The 18,313-nt window shown below is 56.2% G+C and carries 21 protein-coding genes; 17 read left to right on the top strand and 4 right to left on the bottom strand.

Annotated elements, in window-relative coordinates:
• Positions 1-13 precede the first annotated feature (13 nt).
• On the top strand, positions 14-769 hold the full coding sequence (locus tag Q0816_RS11695; protein WP_298850603.1) for a sulfite exporter TauE/SafE family protein: 756 nt from the start codon (positions 14-16) through the stop codon (positions 767-769).
• Here Q0816_RS11695 and Q0816_RS11690 read toward each other — a convergent pair whose 3' ends face one another.
• Entirely contained in the window at positions 770-1,075 is a 306-nt protein-coding gene (locus Q0816_RS11690) for a hypothetical protein (RefSeq protein WP_298850601.1), read from the bottom strand. It abuts the gene before it with no gap.
• Positions 1,076-1,245: 170 nt separating this feature from the next.
• On the opposite strand from Q0816_RS11690, the gene Q0816_RS11685 reads away from it, so the two are divergent.
• The 12 genes from Q0816_RS11685 (at position 1,246) to Q0816_RS11630 (ending at position 10,389) form a co-directional block, all read left to right on the top strand.
• Positions 1,246-2,103 (top strand): CoA ester lyase, encoded by an 858-nt coding sequence (locus Q0816_RS11685; protein WP_298850599.1) that lies wholly within the window; start codon positions 1,246-1,248, stop codon positions 2,101-2,103.
• 6 nt (positions 2,104-2,109) lie between these two features.
• Positions 2,110-2,664: an NnrU family protein gene (locus Q0816_RS11680; protein ID WP_298850597.1), complete on the top strand. Its 555-nt coding sequence runs from the start codon at positions 2,110-2,112 to the stop codon at positions 2,662-2,664.
• A 12-nt stretch (positions 2,665-2,676) separates the two neighbouring features.
• Positions 2,677-2,883 carry a DUF1737 domain-containing protein gene (locus tag Q0816_RS11675; RefSeq protein ID WP_298850596.1) on the top strand — a complete coding sequence of 69 codons (207 nt, stop codon included), beginning with the start codon at positions 2,677-2,679 and terminating at the stop codon, positions 2,881-2,883.
• Positions 2,883-3,911, top strand: coding sequence for a hypothetical protein (locus tag Q0816_RS11670; protein ID WP_298850594.1), 1,029 nt, complete (start codon positions 2,883-2,885; stop codon positions 3,909-3,911). The genes Q0816_RS11675 and Q0816_RS11670 overlap by 1 nt, the downstream gene beginning before the upstream one ends.
• A 54-nt stretch (positions 3,912-3,965) precedes the next feature.
• Positions 3,966-4,628 carry a DUF1194 domain-containing protein gene (locus tag Q0816_RS11665; protein WP_298850592.1) on the top strand — a complete coding sequence of 221 codons (663 nt, stop codon included), beginning with the start codon at positions 3,966-3,968 and terminating at the stop codon, positions 4,626-4,628.
• A gap of 215 nt (positions 4,629-4,843) precedes the next feature.
• A complete protein-coding gene (gene sdhC / locus Q0816_RS11660) occupies positions 4,844-5,230 on the top strand; it encodes a succinate dehydrogenase, cytochrome b556 subunit (protein ID WP_298850590.1) in 387 nt (128 codons plus the stop codon).
• Between the two features lie 13 nt (positions 5,231-5,243).
• Positions 5,244-5,615, top strand: coding sequence for a succinate dehydrogenase, hydrophobic membrane anchor protein (gene sdhD / locus Q0816_RS11655; protein ID WP_298850588.1), 372 nt, complete (start codon positions 5,244-5,246; stop codon positions 5,613-5,615).
• 18 nt (positions 5,616-5,633) lie between these two features.
• Complete coding sequence (gene sdhA, locus Q0816_RS11650; RefSeq protein ID WP_298850584.1) at positions 5,634-7,439, top strand: succinate dehydrogenase flavoprotein subunit; 1,806 nt, start codon at positions 5,634-5,636, stop codon at positions 7,437-7,439.
• Positions 7,440-7,535: 96 nt separating this feature from the next.
• Positions 7,536-8,162, top strand: a complete 627-nt coding sequence (locus Q0816_RS11645) for a sulfotransferase (RefSeq protein ID WP_298850583.1) — start codon at positions 7,536-7,538, stop codon at positions 8,160-8,162.
• A 31-nt stretch (positions 8,163-8,193) separates the two neighbouring features.
• Positions 8,194-8,973, top strand: coding sequence for a succinate dehydrogenase iron-sulfur subunit (locus Q0816_RS11640; RefSeq protein ID WP_152456842.1), 780 nt, complete (start codon positions 8,194-8,196; stop codon positions 8,971-8,973).
• A gap of 121 nt (positions 8,974-9,094) precedes the next feature.
• A complete protein-coding gene (locus tag Q0816_RS11635) occupies positions 9,095-9,235 on the top strand; it encodes a hypothetical protein (RefSeq protein WP_172677882.1) in 141 nt (46 codons plus the stop codon).
• Between the two features lie 290 nt (positions 9,236-9,525).
• Positions 9,526-10,389 carry a DUF1989 domain-containing protein gene (locus tag Q0816_RS11630; protein WP_298850572.1) on the top strand — a complete coding sequence of 288 codons (864 nt, stop codon included), beginning with the start codon at positions 9,526-9,528 and terminating at the stop codon, positions 10,387-10,389.
• 33 nt (positions 10,390-10,422) lie between these two features.
• Here the strand turns inward: Q0816_RS11630 and deoD are convergent, their stop codons facing one another.
• From deoD to Q0816_RS11615, 3 genes are all read right to left on the bottom strand, one after another.
• The gene (deoD, locus tag Q0816_RS11625) at positions 10,423-11,133 is read right to left on the bottom strand and encodes a purine-nucleoside phosphorylase (protein WP_298850570.1); all 711 of its coding nucleotides are present in this window, start codon (positions 11,131-11,133) and stop codon (positions 10,423-10,425) included.
• Between the two features lie 18 nt (positions 11,134-11,151).
• On the bottom strand, positions 11,152-11,469 hold the full coding sequence (locus Q0816_RS11620) for an H-NS histone family protein (RefSeq protein ID WP_298850568.1): 318 nt from the start codon (positions 11,467-11,469) through the stop codon (positions 11,152-11,154).
• A 124-nt stretch (positions 11,470-11,593) separates the two neighbouring features.
• Complete coding sequence (locus Q0816_RS11615; RefSeq protein WP_298850566.1) at positions 11,594-13,654, bottom strand: protein meaA; 2,061 nt, start codon at positions 13,652-13,654, stop codon at positions 11,594-11,596.
• A gap of 51 nt (positions 13,655-13,705) precedes the next feature.
• Between Q0816_RS11615 and Q0816_RS11610 the strand changes: the two genes are divergently transcribed.
• The 4 genes from Q0816_RS11610 (at position 13,706) to Q0816_RS11595 (ending at position 18,299) form a co-directional block, all read left to right on the top strand.
• Positions 13,706-15,070 carry a 1-acyl-sn-glycerol-3-phosphate acyltransferase gene (locus tag Q0816_RS11610; RefSeq protein WP_298850563.1) on the top strand — a complete coding sequence of 455 codons (1,365 nt, stop codon included), beginning with the start codon at positions 13,706-13,708 and terminating at the stop codon, positions 15,068-15,070.
• 135 nt (positions 15,071-15,205) lie between these two features.
• The gene (gene ccrA, locus Q0816_RS11605; RefSeq protein WP_298850561.1) at positions 15,206-16,489 is read left to right on the top strand and encodes a crotonyl-CoA carboxylase/reductase; all 1,284 of its coding nucleotides are present in this window, start codon (positions 15,206-15,208) and stop codon (positions 16,487-16,489) included.
• 368 nt (positions 16,490-16,857) lie between these two features.
• Entirely contained in the window at positions 16,858-17,577 is a 720-nt protein-coding gene (locus Q0816_RS11600) for an autoinducer binding domain-containing protein (RefSeq protein WP_298850559.1), read from the top strand.
• Between the two features lie 83 nt (positions 17,578-17,660).
• Positions 17,661-18,299 carry an acyl-homoserine-lactone synthase gene (locus tag Q0816_RS11595; protein WP_298850557.1) on the top strand — a complete coding sequence of 213 codons (639 nt, stop codon included), beginning with the start codon at positions 17,661-17,663 and terminating at the stop codon, positions 18,297-18,299.
• Positions 18,300-18,313 lie beyond the last annotated feature (14 nt).

Here is an 18,313-nt window from a genome sequence, read left to right as displayed (position 1 = left end):
CCGGGACCGTCACATGTTCGAATTGAACTTGATGTTTTTTACTGTGGCGATCCCTGCGGTGATCTTTGCTGGTATCTCGAAGGGCGGTTTCGGCTCGGGAGTGGCTTTTGCGTCCTCGTCGATTCTGGCATTGATACTAGAGCCCGGGCAGGCCTTGGCGCTGATGCTGCCGATCCTCATGGTGATCGATGTGGCCACGCTAGGGCCCTATTGGAAACGGTGGAGCTGGCCGGATTCACGCCTGTTGATCCTAGGCGCTGTGCCGGGCGTGGCGATGGGCGCGTGGCTTTACCGGGCAACGGATGACGATCTTTTGCGGCTGCTGATCGGCGGCATCTCTGTCGGATTCGTGATCTGGCATATCGTACAAACGAAGGGCTGGGTTCGTGGTTTTGCCAAACGATTGCCGCCCTCAGCCGGGCTGTTTGCCGGGCTGGTCGCGGGCTTCACCAGCTTCGTCAGCCATGCCGGAGGTCCTCCGGCCGCCGTTTACCTGCTGTCACAACGGCTGACTAAGACCGAGTTTCAGGCCAGCACGGTACTGGTGTTCTGGGTCATCAATATCGCGAAATTTGTACCCTACGCTTATCTGGGCATGTTCACATGGCATACGGCGTGGGCCGATTTGCTGCTGACGCCATTCGCTATTCTTGGTGCGTGGCTGGGCGTACGGGCACATTTCATGCTGTCCGAACGCCTGTTTTTCGGAATTGCCTATGTGCTGCTGACGCTCACCGGCAGCAAGCTGATCTGGGACGCGCTTACCTGATCAGGCATTGGGCGGCAGCGCGTCGGCCACATCTTCAAAAGCCTGACCCGAGGCCACAAGGCAAGTGACGCCGTTGGGCAGGGTCACTGTGATAGTCCAACTGCCGCTTTGATTTGACGCGAAAAGCTCCATGACTGCGCCTTGCCGAGCCAGGCCTAACCCCCGGCGCGTTTCACCATAAGTATCGGTCAACCGCTCCAGTACATCTTTTCGCGGGGCACAGTTCTGACCCTGGGCCTGTACATGTTGGGCGGCCAGAACCATGATTCCAAGGCTCATCGTCATTTTGAACACTGTCTTTTTCATCCCGTACCCCTTTCGATACCTTCTGCCGATCAGGGTGGGGCCTGGGTGCCGAAATTCAGTTAAGGCAAAGCACGTTGCGTCGAGTTCGCTGCAGTGCGGCGATTTTACGCTTGAACTTTCCGGCAAAAAATGCCCCATTCCGCGCAACTTTATTTCAATGGGAGTGGTCCATGGATCCTCGTCAGCGCCCCTATCGTTCAGTCCTCTATATCCCAGGTTCGAAGGACCGGGCCTTGGACAAAGCTCGCACATTGCCTGTGGATGCAATCATTTTCGATCTGGAGGATGCAGTTGCAGCGGACGAAAAGGACAATGCGCGGGAAACGCTCAGGGCAGCCTTGGCCGCTGGTGGCTATGGCGCGCGGGTCAAGATCGTCAGGATCAACGGGCTGGATACAAAATGGGGTCGCGCCGATGCCGAGGCGGTGCGCGACATGGATGCCGATGTTGTCCTGCTGCCCAAAGTGAATTCAGCGGCTGACGTAGATGCACTGGCTGCGATCACCGGAGATTTGCCGATCTGGGCCATGATGGAAACGCCGCGCGGGATGCTCAACGCGCCTGAAATCGCTGCCCATCCTTTGATGGCCGGGTTTGTGATGGGCACCAACGATCTGGCAAAAGAGCTGCAAACCCGCTTCCGCGCCGACCGCCTGCCGTTGATGACCTCGCTGGGTCTGTGCCTGCTGGCCGCCAAGGCCGAAGGGCTGATCATCGTTGACGGCGTGTATAACGCGTTCAAGGATGGCGAAGGTCTGGCTGCTGAATGTGCGCAAGGCCGCGACATGGGTTTTGATGGCAAGACTCTGATCCATCCCGCACAGGTTGAGATCACAAATGCAGCCTACGCGCCATCCGAGGCCGAGATCGATCTGGCGCGCCGCCAGATCACTGCGTTTGAAGAAGTTGAAGCGCTAGGGCAGGGTGTCGCTGTCGTGGATGGTAAGATTGTTGAAAATCTGCACGTTGCAACGGCCCGCGAAATACTGGCAAAAGCAGAAGTGATTTTAGCTTTGCAAGCGGGGTAAGCCAGCATGGGCTTCGTTCTTCTGATCTTGGGTGTGGCGCTGTGGTGGTCGGCGCATCTGTTCAAACGTGTGGCGCCCGAACGCCGCGCTGCGATGGGCAACGGGGGCAAGGGCGCCGTTGCTTTGGCGTTGGTCGCGTCGATCCTGCTGATGATCTTCGGCTATCGCATGACCGACTTTATCTATGTCTGGGCGCCACCGACCTTCCTGATCCACGTCAATAATCTGTTGGTTCTGATCGCGATCTACATGATGAGCCCCGCGGGCACCAAAGGCCGGATGCTGAACAAGTTGCGCCATCCGATGCTGGGCGGTTTCAAGCTGTGGGCCTTTGCGCATTTGCTGGTGAACGGCGATCTCTCCTCGATCATTCTGTTCGGCGGGCTTCTGGCATGGGCTGCGGTCGAAGTGATCGTGATCAACAAGTCTGAACCCGACTGGACCCCAACTGAGCCCGGCACTTATGGCAAGGATGCGATGTTCTTTGTTGCTTCGATCGTTCTGTTAGGGGTTATCGGTTATATCCATGGGCTGGTCGGCCCGTCTCCGTTCGGATCATAAGGACCTGACAGAATGGCGAAACTCTATCGTTTGTTGACCGAGGAAGACACATCGGCCTTCTGCCACAAGGTGTCAGACGCGCTGGCAAAGGGATGGGAGCTGTATGGAGACCCGTCCTATGCCTTCGACTCTGCAAGCAACGTGATGCGCTGTGCGCAGGCCGTGACCAAAGAGGTCGAGGCCGATTATTCCCCCAACATGAAACTGGGACAGCAGTAATGGCAAAAACAAACCCGGGCCGTTTTTTCGAGGATTATTCCGTAGGGCAGGTGTTGCAACACGCCGTGCCGCGTACGGTGACTGAAGGAGAGCGCGGTTTGTACCACGCGCTCTATCCCGCGCGTCACGCGTTGTATTCCTCGGACGAATTTGCCCGGGATTGTGGTTTGCCAGAAAGCCCGATTGATGATCTGGCCGCGTTTCATTTGGTGTTCGGCAAGACGGTACCGGATGTGTCACTGAACGCGGTTGCCAATCTTGGTTACGGCGAGGGCCGATGGCTGAAGCCTGTTTTCGCAGGTGATACTCTGCGATCCGTGTCCGAGGTGATTGGTCTCAAGCAGAACTCAAACGGAAAAACCGGTGTCGTCTGGGTCCGTACCCGTGGTTTGAACCAATTGGATGAAGTGGTCATCGAATACGTCCGCTGGGTTATGGTGCGCAAAGCAAATGTGGACGCGCCAGCGCCCGAGACGGTTGTTCCGGGCTTGAAAAAGACGCTCGATCCGAAGGACCTCATCGTTCCCGAAGGCCTCGATTTCTCGAACTACGATTTTGCCTTGGCCGGAGAACCGCACCGCTGGGGGGACTATGAAATCGGCGAGAAAATCGACCATGTCGATGGTGTCACCGTGGAAGAGGCCGAACATATGCTGGCCACGCGATTGTGGCAGAACACCGCCAAGGTGCATTTCGACCTGACGTTCCGCCCGGAAGGCAGGTTGATCTATGGTGGGCACGTGATCTCGATGGCGCGGACTTTGTCGTTCAATGGACTGGCAAACGTTCAGATGATCGTTGGCCTGAATGGTGGCGCGCACGCTAACCCCTGTTTTGCGGGCGACACGATCAAGGCTTGGTCCGAAGTTCTGGATAAAGCGGAAACTGGCGTTCCCGGTGTGGGGGCGATCCGTTTGCGTCTGGTCGCGACCAAAGGTGTCGCGCCGTTTGAGCTGAAGAATGACGAGGGCCGGTATTTGCCGGACGTGCTTCTGGACCTCGATTATTGGGCACTCATGCCGCAATAGGCGAACTGACGGTTATGTGAACCATTCGCGTGCAAGCCGTGTTAGGTTTGCACCATGCATCTTCTGCGCGCGATACTGGCCAGCGTTTGTCTGGCACCGGCAGCCCAGGCCTGCGATCTTGCGCTGGCCCTTGCGGTGGATGTGTCTGGCTCTGTCGATAGCGGCGAGTTCCGCATCCAGATGGACGGTCTGGCCGCTGGTCTGCGCGATCCAATCGTGTCCGAGGCGCTGGTGCGTGGGCAAGCTCAGTTGATGCTTGTGCAATGGACCGGGTCGTCACGCCAGCAGGTTACGATTCCCTGGACCCGTATCGAAAGTTTTGCGGCTTTGGACCAGTTTGCCGATCAGGTCGCTGCCGACCCGCGCATCTGGCGGAACTTTTCGACAGCAATTGGTGAGGCGCTCCATACGACCCTCGACGCTTTCGATTCTGTTTCCGATTGCAAGCGTCGTCTGATTGATCTGTCAGGGGACGGTGTCTCCAATGAAGGGGTCGAGCCGACGCAGATTCATGCGGCCTTGCGCGACCGCGGCGTTGTCGTCAATGCACTGGCCATCGAAGAAAGTGAGCCAGACTTGACGGCATATTTCTTTGAGAACGTCATCGTGGGCGAAGGCGCCTTTGTCGTCTCCGCCGCCGGGTTTGCCGATTACCCGGAAAGAATTCGCAGAAAACTGCTGCGCGAAGTGACGCAGCAAACAGCAGGCCTTAGATAACGGGTTATGAGATTCGTGATCACATACCTTTCGCCTTGAAATCGCTAACATTGATGAGGGAGAATATAATATGTGATCACAAGAATATTTTGTGTGATCACATAGTTGAATTATCCGTCACTTTGCGCCGAATTTAGTGTTTTTTGCACCCGCAGCACGTGACAGTGTCGCAAAAACCAGTAAAACGTTCGGTAGCCAACCGAAAAGGAGCCGCCATGGCCGATGTAAATCGGGGCAACCGCCCACTTTCGCCGCATCTGTCGATCTATCGTCCGCAGCTGACGTCGGTCACGTCCATCCTGACACGTATCACCGGCAATGCCCTTCTCTTGGCGGCGTTGTTGATCGTCTGGTGGTTTCTGGCCGCAGCGACCTCGCCCGAGGCCTTCGCCAGGGCAAATGGCGTGATCACCTCGATGCTGGGGGATCTGGTAATGGCTCTGTCTGTTTGGGGTCTCTGGTATCACACGCTTGCCGGTGTGCGGCACCTGATCTGGGACAATGCGGTTGGTCTGGACATTCCCACAGCGACAAAGCTGGGCTGGGCAGTTGTCATCGGATCAGTCGTCCTGACCCTTCTGACCCTTGTCGTCGTCGCGTGATTGGAGGCCTGACATGCGTTATCTGACCGACCGTAAACGCGCCGCTGGTCTTGGCTCGGCAAAATCCGGTACAGCCCATTTCTGGGCGATGAAAGTCAGCTCAGTTGCTTTGCTGATCCTTGTGCCGATGTTTGTATTTACCTTTGGCCCGGTTCTGGGTCAGCCGTTTGACGTGGTACTCGAATACTACTCGCGGCCCTTCCCTGCCATCGTGGCCGCACTGACGCTGGCGGTTGGCTTCAAACATTTCGCGGACGGCGCGCAAGTGATGCTGGAGGACTACGTTCACGGTACGCTTGAAAAGGTCCTGATCATTCTGGTGACCTGCCTGTCTTATGGCGCGGCTGCTGCTGGCATCTTCGCTATCGCGCGCATTGCCCTTTAATTCCCGGAGCTGAAAGAAATGGCTGCATACGAATACGAAACGCATGAATATGACGTGGTCGTTGTTGGTGCCGGTGGGGCCGGTCTGCGGGCAACGCTGGGTATGGCAGAGCAAGGGCTACGTACGGCCTGCGTGACCAAGGTGTTCCCGACCCGTTCTCATACAGTGGCAGCACAGGGTGGCATCGCCGCGTCGCTGTCGAATATGGGCCCGGACAACTGGCAGTGGCACATGTATGACACGGTCAAGGGCTCGGACTGGCTGGGCGACACTGACGCGATGGAATACCTGGCACGTGAGGCACCCAAGGCGGTGTACGAGCTGGAACATTATGGTGTGCCTTTCAGCCGCACCGAGGAAGGCAAGATCTATCAGCGCCCCTTTGGTGGTCACACCACCGAATTCGGTGAAGGCCCCGCAGTACAGCGCACCTGTGCCGCCGCCGACCGAACGGGTCATGCGATCCTGCATACGTTGTATGGCCAGTCGCTGAAGAACAACGCTGAATTCTATATCGAGTATTTCGCTATTGACCTGATCATGTCCGAGGATGGTCAATGTCAGGGCGTCGTCTGCTGGAAGCTGGACGATGGCACCATGCACGTGTTCAACGCCAAGATGGTGGTGCTGGCGACCGGTGGTTACGGCCGGGCATATTTCAGCGCGACCTCGGCCCATACATGTACAGGTGATGGCGGCGGCATGGTGGCCCGTGCAGGTCTGGCGTTGCAGGATATGGAGTTTGTGCAGTTTCACCCGACCGGCATCTACGGTTCTGGCTGCCTGATTACCGAAGGCGCCCGTGGTGAAGGCGGTTACCTGACCAACTCGGAAGGCGAACGGTTCATGGAGCGTTACGCGCCCCAGTACAAGGACCTCGCGCCACGCGACTATGTCTCGCGATCAATGACCATGGAAATTCGCGAAGGGCGCGGTCACGGGGATGATGGGGACCATATCCATTTGAACCTGAGCCACCTGCCAGCCGAGGCTTTGGCCGAACGTCTGCCGGGAATTTCGGAATCGGCGCGCGTTTTTGCCGGTGTGGATGTGACCAAGGAACCGATCCCGGTCTTGCCGACCGTGCATTACAATATGGGCGGTATCCCGACGAACTATTGGGGCGAGGTTCTGAACCCCACAACCGAGAACCCAACCGCTGTTGTGCCGGGCCTGATGGCCGTTGGCGAAGCGGGCTGTGCTTCGGTCCACGGTGCGAACCGGCTGGGGTCAAACTCGCTGATTGACCTTGTGGTCTTTGGTCGTGCGGCGGCGATTCGGGCTGGGAAAGTCGTGGACGCTGAAGCTGCCAACCCGGTTCTGAACCAGGCGTCGGTCGATAAGGCGTTCGACCGTTTCGATGTGGCGCGCAACGCCAGCGGTTCGATCCCGACCGCCGATCTGCGGCTTGAGATGCAAAAGACCATGCAGGCGGACGCGGCGGTATTCCGCACCGCCAAGACCATGGCCGAAGGCGTCGAGAAGATGACGGCGATCGCTGCCAAGATGGATGACCTGAAAGTCACCGACCGCTCGCTGGTCTGGAACAGCGACCTGATGGAGACGCTGGAGTTGACCAATCTGATGCCCAGTGCGCTGGCGACCATCGTAGGCGCCGAAGCACGCAAGGAATCCCGCGGCGCCCACGCGCACGAAGATTTCACGGCACGCGATGACGAAAACTGGCGGGTCCACACTGTTTCGCGTGTTGAGGGCAACAAAGTTGACCTCAGCTATCGCCCGGTCGTTGTCGATCCGCTGACGTCGGAAGCGGAAGGCGGCATCAGCCTGCAGAAAATCGCGCCCAAGGCGCGGACCTTCTAAGGGGCTGGGAAATCAGGCAATGGTGTGTAGGCGCCAAATACCGACGAACATCGCTGAGGCTCTTGGCCAGCGGATGGCGTGCGTCCGGTGCCTGCTATGACGGTTGAGGTTCTGAACACTGGGAAAATCGATCCCAAGATAATCCTGATCGGTTTGAACCGATGTGCGACGACGTCCTTCCACAAGTTGTTTCAAAACAGTGGAATTCCCTCGGTGCATTGGGAAGATGATCAGGGTCAGAACCTTGCTCATCTCATGATGACCAACATTGCCATGGGGCGAAAACCACTGAGCGGCTTTGGAGCAGTACGCGCCTTCACCGACATCGCCTTTGTCAATTCACGCGTCATGCTGGACGGTGCGCGATTGTTCCGGGACCTGCACGCGGCGTACCCGGACGCTTACTTTTTGCTGAACACGCGAAACCGGGATGACTGGATCGCGTCCCGTGCCAGCCATTCCAAAGGCGGTTATCTTGCACGATGCTGCAAGGCAAATGGTCAGACAGTTGATGAGGTGAAACAGGGTTGGGTGCACATGTACGACGTGCACCATATCGAGGTCGAAGCTTATTTCGACGGCAACCCGCGCTTCTTGCGCTTTGATATCGATCAGGACGATCCGCAAAGAGTTGTAGACTGGCTCTCGCCGGATTTTGACGTGAACATTGCCCATTGGGGGCATTATAACCGAGGGGCGTCCCAGCGCGCCCGGACAGGCTGAAAGGCGGCCTTGTGCTGAATGGAGAATTGACATGGTTCAACTGACCCTGCCCAAGAATTCCCGGATAACAACCGGTAAGACCTGGCCCAAGCCAGACGGCGCCACCAATGTGCGCAAGTTCCAGATCTATCGCTGGAACCCTGATGACGGTCAAAACCCGCGTGTCGACACCTATTTCGTCGACATGGACACGTGCGGTCCGATGGTTCTGGACGCGCTGATCAAGATCAAGAACGAGATCGATCCCACGTTGACCTTCCGCCGATCCTGTCGCGAGGGCATCTGTGGCTCCTGCGCGATGAATATCGACGGGATCAACACGCTGGCCTGTATCTATGGCATGGACGAAATCAAAGGCGACGTGAAGATCTATCCGCTGCCGCACATGCCGGTGGTCAAGGACCTGATCCCTGACCTGACCCATTTCTATGCCCAGCATGCCTCGATCATGCCATGGCTGGAAACCAAGACCAACCGCCCTGCGAAGGAATGGAAGCAGTCGATCGAGGACCGAAAAAAGCTGGATGGTCTGTATGAATGCGTGATGTGCGCCAGTTGCTCGACATCTTGCCCCAGCTACTGGTGGAACGGCGATCGGTATCTTGGCCCCGCCGCGTTGCTGCACGCTTATCGCTGGATCATCGACAGCCGGGATGAAGCCACGGGTGAGCGTCTGGACGAGCTGGAAGATCCGTTCAAGCTCTATCGCTGCCACACCATCATGAACTGCGCCAAGACCTGCCCGAAAGGTCTGAACCCTGCCAAGGCGATTGCTGAAATCAAGAAGATGATGGTCGAACGCGCAGTTTAAGCGCGAAGTCGGTTTGCGATAAGCGCATGTCCAACTTGCAAAATTAGGCGATGCAGCCCCGGCTGTGTTGCCTTATTTTTTGATCAGGGAGGAGTGATGAGATTAAGTCAGGATCACTCCAATGAGCACAGCGACATCCAAACAGAAAGTCGACGCCCAAGAGGCACTGAAACTGCTTGAACAGGCATGGGCTTATTACACGCCAGAGCCGGTTCAGGCCGACAAGGAACCCGAGCTGTTCGAATACGCAAACGCGGCCTGATAACGGGCTGCGGCACTTGAAAAGCGTCCGTTAATCAGCAAAGCAGAGGAATGCCTGTTCTTCTGCTTCTTCTGGCGACCGGAGTGTTCGCCTATTTTTTCTGGCGCGCGCGCCATTCAGCGCTGACACGAGATTGTCGGTGGCGGCAAGACAAAAGCCATGGCGTATGGCGGTGTAGCTTCTGCGGAGCCGAGATTACTGCCCAAGACCAACCATTGCGATGTTTGAAGGCAAAAGATCCGTAAAATTATGACTTTTCGCGGGTTGAATAATACGCCACTCTGCCCCGTATGACCGGTTCTGAAAACACCACCTGCCCACCTGAGGACGCCGATGCCCGACGTGCGGTTGCCCCGGTCATTTGCTACCCGAACGATGCATTGCCGCAACCCGATTTGATGTGGATCAGATCACAGCGCGAACACGCAGTTAAAACCAGCGAAGTGCTGGTTCCTCCGCGCGATGCGCGCTGTTTTGAAGTTCCTGCCGGGCATTTCTTTCGCATCACGTCGGTCGACGGGCCGCAGGTTGGTGATCTGAACCTCTGGAACCGCAACGACTTGTCCGAGCGGTTCTATTCGGGGAAAACCCGGGCGTTGCATGGCACACACCTGACCACCGGAGAGCGGATGTGGTCCAGTTTCCCTCACCTACGTCCGATGGCCACGATCATTTCGGATACTCTGGACTGGTATGGGATCGATGCCTATGGCGGATCGGTTCATGACGTGATCGGCACGCGGTGCGATCCGTATACGGGCAACCTGTTGTCAGGCACGCAATACCACCATTGCTGCCACTCCAACCTTACCCGTGCGTTGGCGGATCACTTGAGTATTCCGTTGGGCGAAGCTGAGCCTGCCGTGCACGACGTTTTGAATGTCTTTATGTGCACAGGTTTCACGCGCGATACAGGCGAGTATTTCATGAAGGCCTCGCCCGTGCGTCCCGGTGACTATCTGGAGTTTTTTGCAGAGATTGATCTGCTGGGCAATCTCAGTGCCTGCCCAGGAGGTGATTGTTCGTCCGAGCATTCCTCGGACACCGCCTCTTGCCATCCCTTGCTGGTCGAAGTGTTCGCCCCGGCGGACAGAGATCTGGAAGGTTGGGAAAGCCCGGCGCGCAATGGTTACGATCGCACGCACGGGCGTTGAGTCTGGCAAGTGCCGTGGGGCACCTTCACTAAGTCAGCCGTTCGGGAAGGCCGCTGTAAGTGCGATTTCCACCATATCGCCAAAGCTGCTCTCTCGTTCAGATGAAGGCAGAGCTTCTCCGGTCAACAGGTGATCGGAAACAGTGAGTACGGCCAGAGCGCGGCATTTGTGACGCGCCGCCAGTATATACAGCTCGGCCGCTTCCATCTCGACGCCCAGTATGCCGTGACGTACCATCTGTTCATTCAGATCCGGGCGCTCATCATAGAAAACATCTGAAGAGTAGATTCCGCCAACATGGGTCGGCGTTCCCTTTGCCGCCGCCGCTGCTGCTGCACCCTGCAACAAGTCCCAGTCGGCGCAGGGGGCAAAGTTGAGCTCTTTCATGATACCGCGCGACGGTGTGCTCAGCGTGGTTGATGTCATAGCCAGAATTACATCACGAATATTGACGCTGTCCTGCATCCCCCCGCATGATCCAATGCGGATTAGGGTTCTTGCATCATAGTCCCGTATCAATTCGTTTACGTAAATGGAAAGAGAAGGCATTCCCATGCCACTTCCCTGTACCGTTACAGGATTTCCCTTCCAATTTCCGGTAAAGCCAAGCATTCCCCGAACGTTATTGACCTGTTTTACGTCGTCCAGAAACGTCTCAGCCGCCCATTTTGCCCGATAAGGATCACCAGGCAAAAGAACGGTTTCTGCAATTTCGCCTCTTTCAGCGCCAATATGAATTGTCATTTTACCAAAACGCTCTGATCAGATTTCCAAATCAGAAATATCTGCACCTGCCTTCAGCGCGTCATGCACCCATTGGGGCTTGCGGCCACGGCCTGTCCAGGTTTGCTCGGGATTTGCAGGGTTGCGGTATTTTGCTTTTGTTTTCGTAGGTTTTGCACCGCGTGGTGCTTCGCCAGACAGTTCAGACAGTGAAAAACCGAATTCCGCTGCCGCCTTTTCGGCTGCCTGCAAGGCTTCCTTACGTTCGCGCTTTTCGGCGCTTACCAGAGCTTTTTCAACATCACTTCGCAAAGCCAATAGGTCTTTACGGGACATTTGTCCAACATTGATCCCCATCATTCTTCTCCATTAGTTTTAGATTGCGGCGCACATGAGCGCGCACCGTAATTCCAAAAAACTGTTTATTCCATCCCAAATATCTAAGGGAAAGAAACGGGGAAAAAAGGTCCTAAAGCCTCAGTTACTCGGCCGCGAGGTTTTTGGGGTCTACCAGCGTTACAATATCGCCCATGATCGCATTAAGTTCGAAGTTTTTTGGAGTATAAACCTTGGCAACGCCCATGGTTTTCATTTTTTCGGCATCTTCATCCGGAATAATGCCGCCAACCACCACAGGAACATGAGCCAGCCCGGCCTTCCGCAGACGCTCTAATACGTCTTCGACCAAGGGCAGGTGGCTTCCGGACAGGATCGACAATCCAATGACATGCGCGTCATCTTCGCGGGCGGCTGCGACGATTTCCTCTGGCGTCAGGCGAATGCCCTCATAGCTGATGTCCATACCGCAATCGCGGGCACGGAATGCAATCTGTTCGGCGCCGTTAGAATGGCCGTCCAGGCCGGGTTTGCCCACCAGAAACTTCAGACGGCGGCCCAACTTATCGCTGACGGCATCAACGGCGGCACGCAGGTCGTCCAACCCTTCGGTTTTGTTGGAAACAGATCCAGAGACGCCCGTCGGGCCGCGATAGGTGCCGTAGACCTTGCGCATCTCTTCCGCCCACTCGCCCGTTGTCACACCTGCCTTCGCGGCGGCGATGGACGGCTCCATAATATTCGCCCCGGTTTGTGCCGCTTCGCGCAACGACGCCAAGGTTGCCGCAACTGTCGCCTCGTCCCGTTCGGCACGCCACGCGTTCAGGCGGTCAATCTGGTCCTGTTCTACGGCCGGATCAACGACCATGATACCGCCATCTTCGGTTTGCAGCGGCGAGGCCTCTCCGTCCATCCATTTGTTTACACCAACAACAACAGTTTCGTTGCGTTCGATCCTGTTCAGGCGCTCGGCGTTGGAATCCACAAGCCGGGATTTCATATATTCAATTGATGCGACAGCGCCGCCCATAGAATCCAGATTTGCCAACTCAGCTCGCGCACCTTCTTTCAGCTCTTCGACCTTGGCATCGACGGCCGGGTTGCCATCGAACAAGTCATCGAATTCCAGCAGATCGGTTTCATAGGCCAGAATTTGCTGCATCCGCATCGACCATTGCTGATCCCAGGGACGCGGCAGGCCAAGCGCCTCGTTCCAGGCAGGCAATTGAACGGCGCGCGCACGTGCGTTTTTCGACAGGGTTACGGCCAACATCTCGATCAGGATGCGGTAGACGTTGTTTTCTGGCTGCTGCTCAGTCAGACCCAACGAGTTCACCTGTACGCCATAACGGAATCGACGGAACTTCGGGTTCTCGACGCCATAACGTTGTTGCAGGATCTCATCCCAAAGATCGACAAAGGCTCGCATTTTGCACATTTCGGTGACAAAACGGATGCCCGCATTCACAAAGAACGAAATTCGGCCACATAGCGCGGGGAAATCCTCGGCCGGAACACGCGGGCGCAACTCGTCCAGAACAGCGATGGCCGTGGCCAGAGCATAAGCCAGTTCCTGTTCAGGCGTCGCGCCGGCTTCTTGCAGGTGATAGGAACAGACATTCATCGGGTTCCATTTGGGAACGTTGGTATAGCAATACTCGGCCACGTCCGCGATCATCTTCAGTGACGGTTTCGGTGGGCAAACATATGTACCGCGGCTCAGATACTCTTTGATCAGGTCGTTCTGAACCGTGCCCTGCAGTTTCGAAACATCCGCGCCCTGTTCCTCGGCCACTGCGATATAAAGCGCAAGCAACCAAGGCGCTGTCGCATTGATCGTCATCGACGTATTCATCTGTTCCAGTGGAATCTGCTCGAACAAAACTCGCATGTCACCCAGATGGCAGACCGGTACACCCACCTTGCCGACTTCGCCGCGCGCCAGCGTGTGGTCGCTGTCATATCCGGTTTGCGTAGGCAGATCGAAGGCAACCGACAGGCCGGTTTGGCCCTTGGCGAGGTTGCCACGGTAGAGTGCGTTCGAGGCCTTGGCGGTTGAATGACCAGCATAGGTTCGGATGAGCCAGGGGCGATCTTTCTGCGTCTGCGTCATGTGGGGGCCTCGTGTTCCGATGGGCAATAAAATTTCGTCCTGAGGTTCTAAAGCGCAATTTTCGGGACATGTCAATTCGCTGCGTTGCGGCATCCTTCAATTGTTCAGATTGTGAGCGGTTGCGATTGATGGCAATGTGCGGCCATGACGCAAACCGTGGAACTTCCGATTTGGCTTTTCGTGCTGATCGTGGTCTTTGCCATGGTCACTTTTGCATCGCATTTCCTGTTCCCGTCTGTCCGCTGGTTTTTCCGTCGACGGTTGGAGCGCGCGGTTTCTCGTCTGAACAAGCGACTTCAACGCCCGATCCAGCCCTTCAAGCTGGCGCGTCGACACGATATGATACAGCGGCTGATTTATGATCCGCAGGTGGGGCAGGCGGTGCAGCAGCACGCCCGCGAATCCGGAATGCCCGAGGCCGTCGCCTCTGAGAAGGCGCGCCGCTACGCCCGTGAGATCGTGCCTTCCTTTTCAGCATTTGCCTATTTCAGCTTTGCAATCCGACTGGCTCGACTTCTGAGCAATACATTCTACGAGGTGCGGCTTAGTTACGAAGACGAAGAGGCCGTCAAGAATATCGATCCTGATGCAACGGTTGTTTTTGTCATGAACCATCGGAGCAACATGGATTATGTGCTGGTCACCTATCTGGCCGCGCAGCAGTCGGCTCTGTCATATGCGGTTGGAGAGTGGGCGCGTGTCTGGCCGTTAAGCCGTCTGATCCGCGCCATGGGGGCATATTTTATCCGACGCAGATCCGGCAGCGAGCTTTATCGACAGGTCCTGTCCAGCTACGTGCGCCACGCAACCGAAGCTGGTGTGACGCAAGCCATGTTCCCCGAGGGCGGGTTGAGCCTGACTGGAGCACTTGCCCGCCCGAAGCTTGGTTTGCTCAAGTACATTATGGACGGAACGTCGCTTCAGGGGCGCGACGTGGTGTTTGTCCCGGTCGCATTGAACTATGATCGCGTGCTGGAAGACACCATCCTGACCCGCGCAGCACTTGGCACGGAACGACGATTCCGGGCTCGGATCGGTGTGATCACACGCTGGATACTCAAGCAGCTTTGGCGCCGTTTGATCGGCCGATACAAGCGATTTGGTTTAGCTTCGGTGCGGTATGGGAAGCCGATTTCGCTGAAGGACTTTCGGGCCGAGGGCCGAGAAGACATGATGACCGATTTGGCGCGGGCCCTGATGCAGCGCATCCAGCACGCTATTCCGCTGGTGCCGGCACCTGCAGCTTGCTTGCTGGTGCGCGACAACGGGCCGATGTCTGAAAAAGATGTACTGTCACATGTTCAACAGATGATGGAGCGCGATGACCCGCAAACCAAGGACAATTCGCGGGCAATATCAAATGCTTTGGATCAACTGGTCGAACGCCGAATTCTGAGCCGTCAGGGGGATATGCTTGCTGTTTCAGGTCAGCGCGGCGATCTTCTGGAGTATTATGCAGCGTCCGCCCGAGTTGGCTCGGGCAGAGACAATTCTGCATCTGCACAATAGTTTTCTGCATCTGCTGGGTCATAAAATTACAAACTGATGCCAAAAACGGTTGCAATATTTCGCGACGCCCAATATTTCATTTGTGAAGCGCGCGATTCTGCGTCGCGGCAAAGGTATTGAAAAAAGGAGGCCAGCATGGCTCTGGACACCGACAGCGGTATCGCGTCGTACGAGGCACCCGAAAAAGATCTCTATGAAATGGGTGAAATCCCGCCCATGGGATATGTCCCAAAGCAAATGTACGCCTGGGCTATCCGTAAGGAACGCCATGGTGAACCGAACACAGCCATGAAGCAGGAAGTCGTTGATATCCCGGCTTTGGACAGCAACGAAGTGCTGGTTCTGGTTATGGCTGCCGGCGTCAACTACAACGGCGTCTGGGCCGCTTTGGGTCAGCCGATCAGCCCGTTTGACGGCCATAAGGCACCCTATCATATTGCTGGTTCGGATGCGTCAGGTATCGTTTGGGCCGTTGGTGACAAGGTAAAGCGCTGGAAAGTCGGTGATGAGGTTGTCATCCACTGCAACCAGGACGATGGCGACGACGAGGAATGCAACGGCGGTGATCCGATGTATTCGACCAGCCAAAGAATCTGGGGTTATGAAACCCCGGACGGCTCATTCAGTCAGTTCACCCGCGTGCAGGCGCAACAGCTGATGCCGCGCCCCAAGCACCTGACCTGGGAAGAGGCGGCGTGCTATACACTGACGCTGGCGACCGCATACCGGATGCTGTTTGGTCATGAGCCACATGATCTGAAGCCTGGCCAGAATGTCTTGGTTTGGGGTGCGTCGGGTGGATTGGGCTCTTACGCAATCCAGTTGATCAATACCGCAGGCGCGAATGCGATCGGCGTGATCTCGGATGAAAGCAAGCGTGACTTCGTTATGGGCCTGGGCGCCAAGGGAGTGCTGAATCGTCGGGACTTCAACTGCTGGGGTCAACTGCCCACCGTCAATACACCAGAATATGCCGAATGGTTCAAAGAAGCTCGCAAGTTCGGCAAGGCGATCTGGGACATCACCGGCAAAGGCAACAATGTCGATATGGTGTTCGAGCATCCGGGCGAAAGCACTTTCCCGGTGTCGACCTTTGTGGTGAAAAAAGGCGGCATGGTGGTGATTTGCGCCGGAACCTCGGGTTTCAACTGCACGTTTGACGTACGCTACATGTGGATGCACCAGAAGCGCCTGCAGGGTTCGCATTTTGCCCACCTGAAACAGGCGGCCGCCGCGAACAAGCTGATGGTCGAGCGTCGCCTGGACCCTTGCATGTCCGAGGTGTTCACCTGGAACGACCTGCCTGAGGCGCACATGAAAATGCTACGCAACGAGCACAAACCGGGCAACATGTCCGTTCTCGTACAGGCACCGCGCACCGGTCTGCGTACCCTTGAGGAAGTCCTGGACGCAGGTTGATAGCCCGTAAAGGTTGTAGACAAAAAACACCCGCGAATCGCGTTTCCGGCTCGCGGGTGTTTTGCGTTTTTTGGGCCTCTGATGATCTTTCAAATGTTTGCGTTTTTGCCCATCGCTATTTTTGGGGAGTAGAAACCGGTGAATAGGCCGAAAAAGATCATACATGTTATGGTTGTGTTAACCCTTCGTTAACTGTTTCAGAGAGACCCTGATGGCGCAAAATGAGTGGATATTGGACGTATTGTCGGACCTCAATGCTTTCGCCGTTGCGAACGGGTTGAGCGCGCTCGCGGAACAGCTTGATGACACAAGACTGATCGCTGCGGCCGAAATTGCGTCCATGAAGAATGAGGCACGGGCGCCCGCGGATGGGAACAAAACTCGACTTGGGTCAAATCCTGCAGGATTTGGAAAACACCAACACGCTTGAAGAACTCAGCAGCGTCGCCGAGCGTTTGCGGAACATTCTGAGGGTCGAGCACCTGACGTATCACTGGGTTGATGGCGCCGGAGATCAATACGGCTATACAACCTACTCAGACACTTGGGATGAGCGATACAGGGAAAAAAACTATCACCGTATAGATCCTGTCATTCTGGGATGTTTCCAACGATTTCATCCTGTTGACTGGAAGTCGCTGGATTGGTCGAGCAAAGTGGCCAAGTCCTTTCTTCTGGATGCGCAGAGCCATGGTGTCGGCAATCAGGGGTATTCTATCCCAATCCGGGGCCCGAACGGCCAGTTCGCCCTGTTTACGGTTAATCACAATTGTGACGATCAAACCTGGCAGGGCTTTATCGCGACCTATGGGCGCGAATTGATTCTCGTTGCGCACTACATCAATCGTAAGGCACTGGAATTTGAAAAAGACCGTCAACCGGACTCCACGCGCAACCTTTCTCCAAGGGAAATAGACGCGATCACACTTTTGGCGCTGGGTTACAGTCGTGCCCAAGTGGCGCATTCGCTGTCAATTTCCGAACATACGCTACGCGTGTACATTGAAAGCGCCCGGTCCAAACTGGGTGCCCATAATACGACCCACGCAATCGCAACGGCGCTTAGCCGAGGATTAATAGTCGTTTAAAGGTCGAGCGGCCTCCACACGCAATATTAACCACAACTCTGTACCCCCTTCGTTCCTGCACAGGACGACAAGGGGAACAAGTCATGTTGCGTTATTTATATGCCGATGAGTTACATAGATTTCCGACTCTGGCAGAGGGGATGTTCAAGGATCGTGCGGATCAGTTCAAATCCCGATTGGGGTGGGATGTCCACGTCGACGAAAAGGGGGAAGAACGGGACGAATACGATGATCTCAACCCACTTTATGTCATATGGGAAGAGCCGGATGGCAGTCATGGCGGGTCGATGCGGGTTTTGCCTACAACCGGCCGGGTGATGATCAATGAAGTATTTGGCCACCTGAATGGCGGCAAGCAGATTTGCAGCCCGCTGATCTGGGAGGTGACCCGGTTCTGCCTGTCCCGCACAGCCAGCCCGCATACCGCTGGCGCTATCATGCTGAGCGGTGGCGAAATGATGGAGGGTTTTGGCTTGACCCATATTGCAGGCGTGTTCGATGCGCGCATGATCAGGATTTATCGCCTGATTGGATCGTCCCCCAAAGTTCTGGGGACCCAAGGCAGCGGGCGTGATCAGATATCAATCGGGTTGTGGCCCTATTCCGCAGACGATTGCAACCGTGTGGCCAAGCGCGCGGGCATCCCGCGCGAGCTATCGCGGATGTGGTTCAAAACCGCATTTGGGCCTAAGACGCAGCACCGGTTTGCCTTGTCTGCCTAAGTGCCGGAAAACGC

Source organism: uncultured Ruegeria sp. (genome assembly GCF_947497005.1).
Lineage (GTDB): Bacteria > Pseudomonadota > Alphaproteobacteria > Rhodobacterales > Rhodobacteraceae > Ruegeria.
The sequence above is the reverse complement of the archived record's forward strand: the minus strand, read 5'-3'. Positions and strand labels throughout refer to the sequence as shown.

What these genes read in the sequence shown, in the direction of transcription:
- sdhD (WP_298850588.1), top strand. Translation starts at nt 5,244, where the DNA reads ATGCGTTATCTGACCGACCGTAAACGCGCCGCTGGTCTTGGCTCGGCA.
- Q0816_RS11685 (WP_298850599.1), top strand. Translation starts at nt 1,246, where the DNA reads ATGGATCCTCGTCAGCGCCCCTATCGTTCAGTCCTCTATATCCCAGGT.
- Q0816_RS11630 (WP_298850572.1), top strand. Translation starts at nt 9,526, where the DNA reads ATGACCGGTTCTGAAAACACCACCTGCCCACCTGAGGACGCCGATGCC.
- Q0816_RS11595 (WP_298850557.1), top strand. Translation starts at nt 17,661, where the DNA reads ATGTTGCGTTATTTATATGCCGATGAGTTACATAGATTTCCGACTCTG.
- Q0816_RS11680 (WP_298850597.1), top strand. Translation starts at nt 2,110, where the DNA reads ATGGGCTTCGTTCTTCTGATCTTGGGTGTGGCGCTGTGGTGGTCGGCG.
- Q0816_RS11635 (WP_172677882.1), top strand. Translation starts at nt 9,095, where the DNA reads ATGAGCACAGCGACATCCAAACAGAAAGTCGACGCCCAAGAGGCACTG.
- Q0816_RS11615 (WP_298850566.1), bottom strand. Translation starts at nt 13,654, where the DNA reads ATGCCGCAACGCAGCGAATTGACATGTCCCGAAAATTGCGCTTTAGAA.
- Q0816_RS11640 (WP_152456842.1), top strand. Translation starts at nt 8,194, where the DNA reads ATGGTTCAACTGACCCTGCCCAAGAATTCCCGGATAACAACCGGTAAG.
- Q0816_RS11670 (WP_298850594.1), top strand. Translation starts at nt 2,883, where the DNA reads ATGGCAAAAACAAACCCGGGCCGTTTTTTCGAGGATTATTCCGTAGGG.
- Q0816_RS11610 (WP_298850563.1), top strand. Translation starts at nt 13,706, where the DNA reads ATGACGCAAACCGTGGAACTTCCGATTTGGCTTTTCGTGCTGATCGTG.
- deoD (WP_298850570.1), bottom strand. Translation starts at nt 11,133, where the DNA reads ATGACAATTCATATTGGCGCTGAAAGAGGCGAAATTGCAGAAACCGTT.
- Q0816_RS11620 (WP_298850568.1), bottom strand. Translation starts at nt 11,469, where the DNA reads ATGGGGATCAATGTTGGACAAATGTCCCGTAAAGACCTATTGGCTTTG.
- ccrA (WP_298850561.1), top strand. Translation starts at nt 15,206, where the DNA reads ATGGCTCTGGACACCGACAGCGGTATCGCGTCGTACGAGGCACCCGAA.
- Q0816_RS11675 (WP_298850596.1), top strand. Translation starts at nt 2,677, where the DNA reads ATGGCGAAACTCTATCGTTTGTTGACCGAGGAAGACACATCGGCCTTC.
- Q0816_RS11600 (WP_298850559.1), top strand. Translation starts at nt 16,858, where the DNA reads ATGGGAACAAAACTCGACTTGGGTCAAATCCTGCAGGATTTGGAAAAC.
- Q0816_RS11665 (WP_298850592.1), top strand. Translation starts at nt 3,966, where the DNA reads ATGCATCTTCTGCGCGCGATACTGGCCAGCGTTTGTCTGGCACCGGCA.
- sdhC (WP_298850590.1), top strand. Translation starts at nt 4,844, where the DNA reads ATGGCCGATGTAAATCGGGGCAACCGCCCACTTTCGCCGCATCTGTCG.
- Q0816_RS11645 (WP_298850583.1), top strand. Translation starts at nt 7,536, where the DNA reads ATGACGGTTGAGGTTCTGAACACTGGGAAAATCGATCCCAAGATAATC.
- sdhA (WP_298850584.1), top strand. Translation starts at nt 5,634, where the DNA reads ATGGCTGCATACGAATACGAAACGCATGAATATGACGTGGTCGTTGTT.
- Q0816_RS11695 (WP_298850603.1), top strand. Translation starts at nt 14, where the DNA reads ATGTTCGAATTGAACTTGATGTTTTTTACTGTGGCGATCCCTGCGGTG.
- Q0816_RS11690 (WP_298850601.1), bottom strand. Translation starts at nt 1,075, where the DNA reads ATGAAAAAGACAGTGTTCAAAATGACGATGAGCCTTGGAATCATGGTT.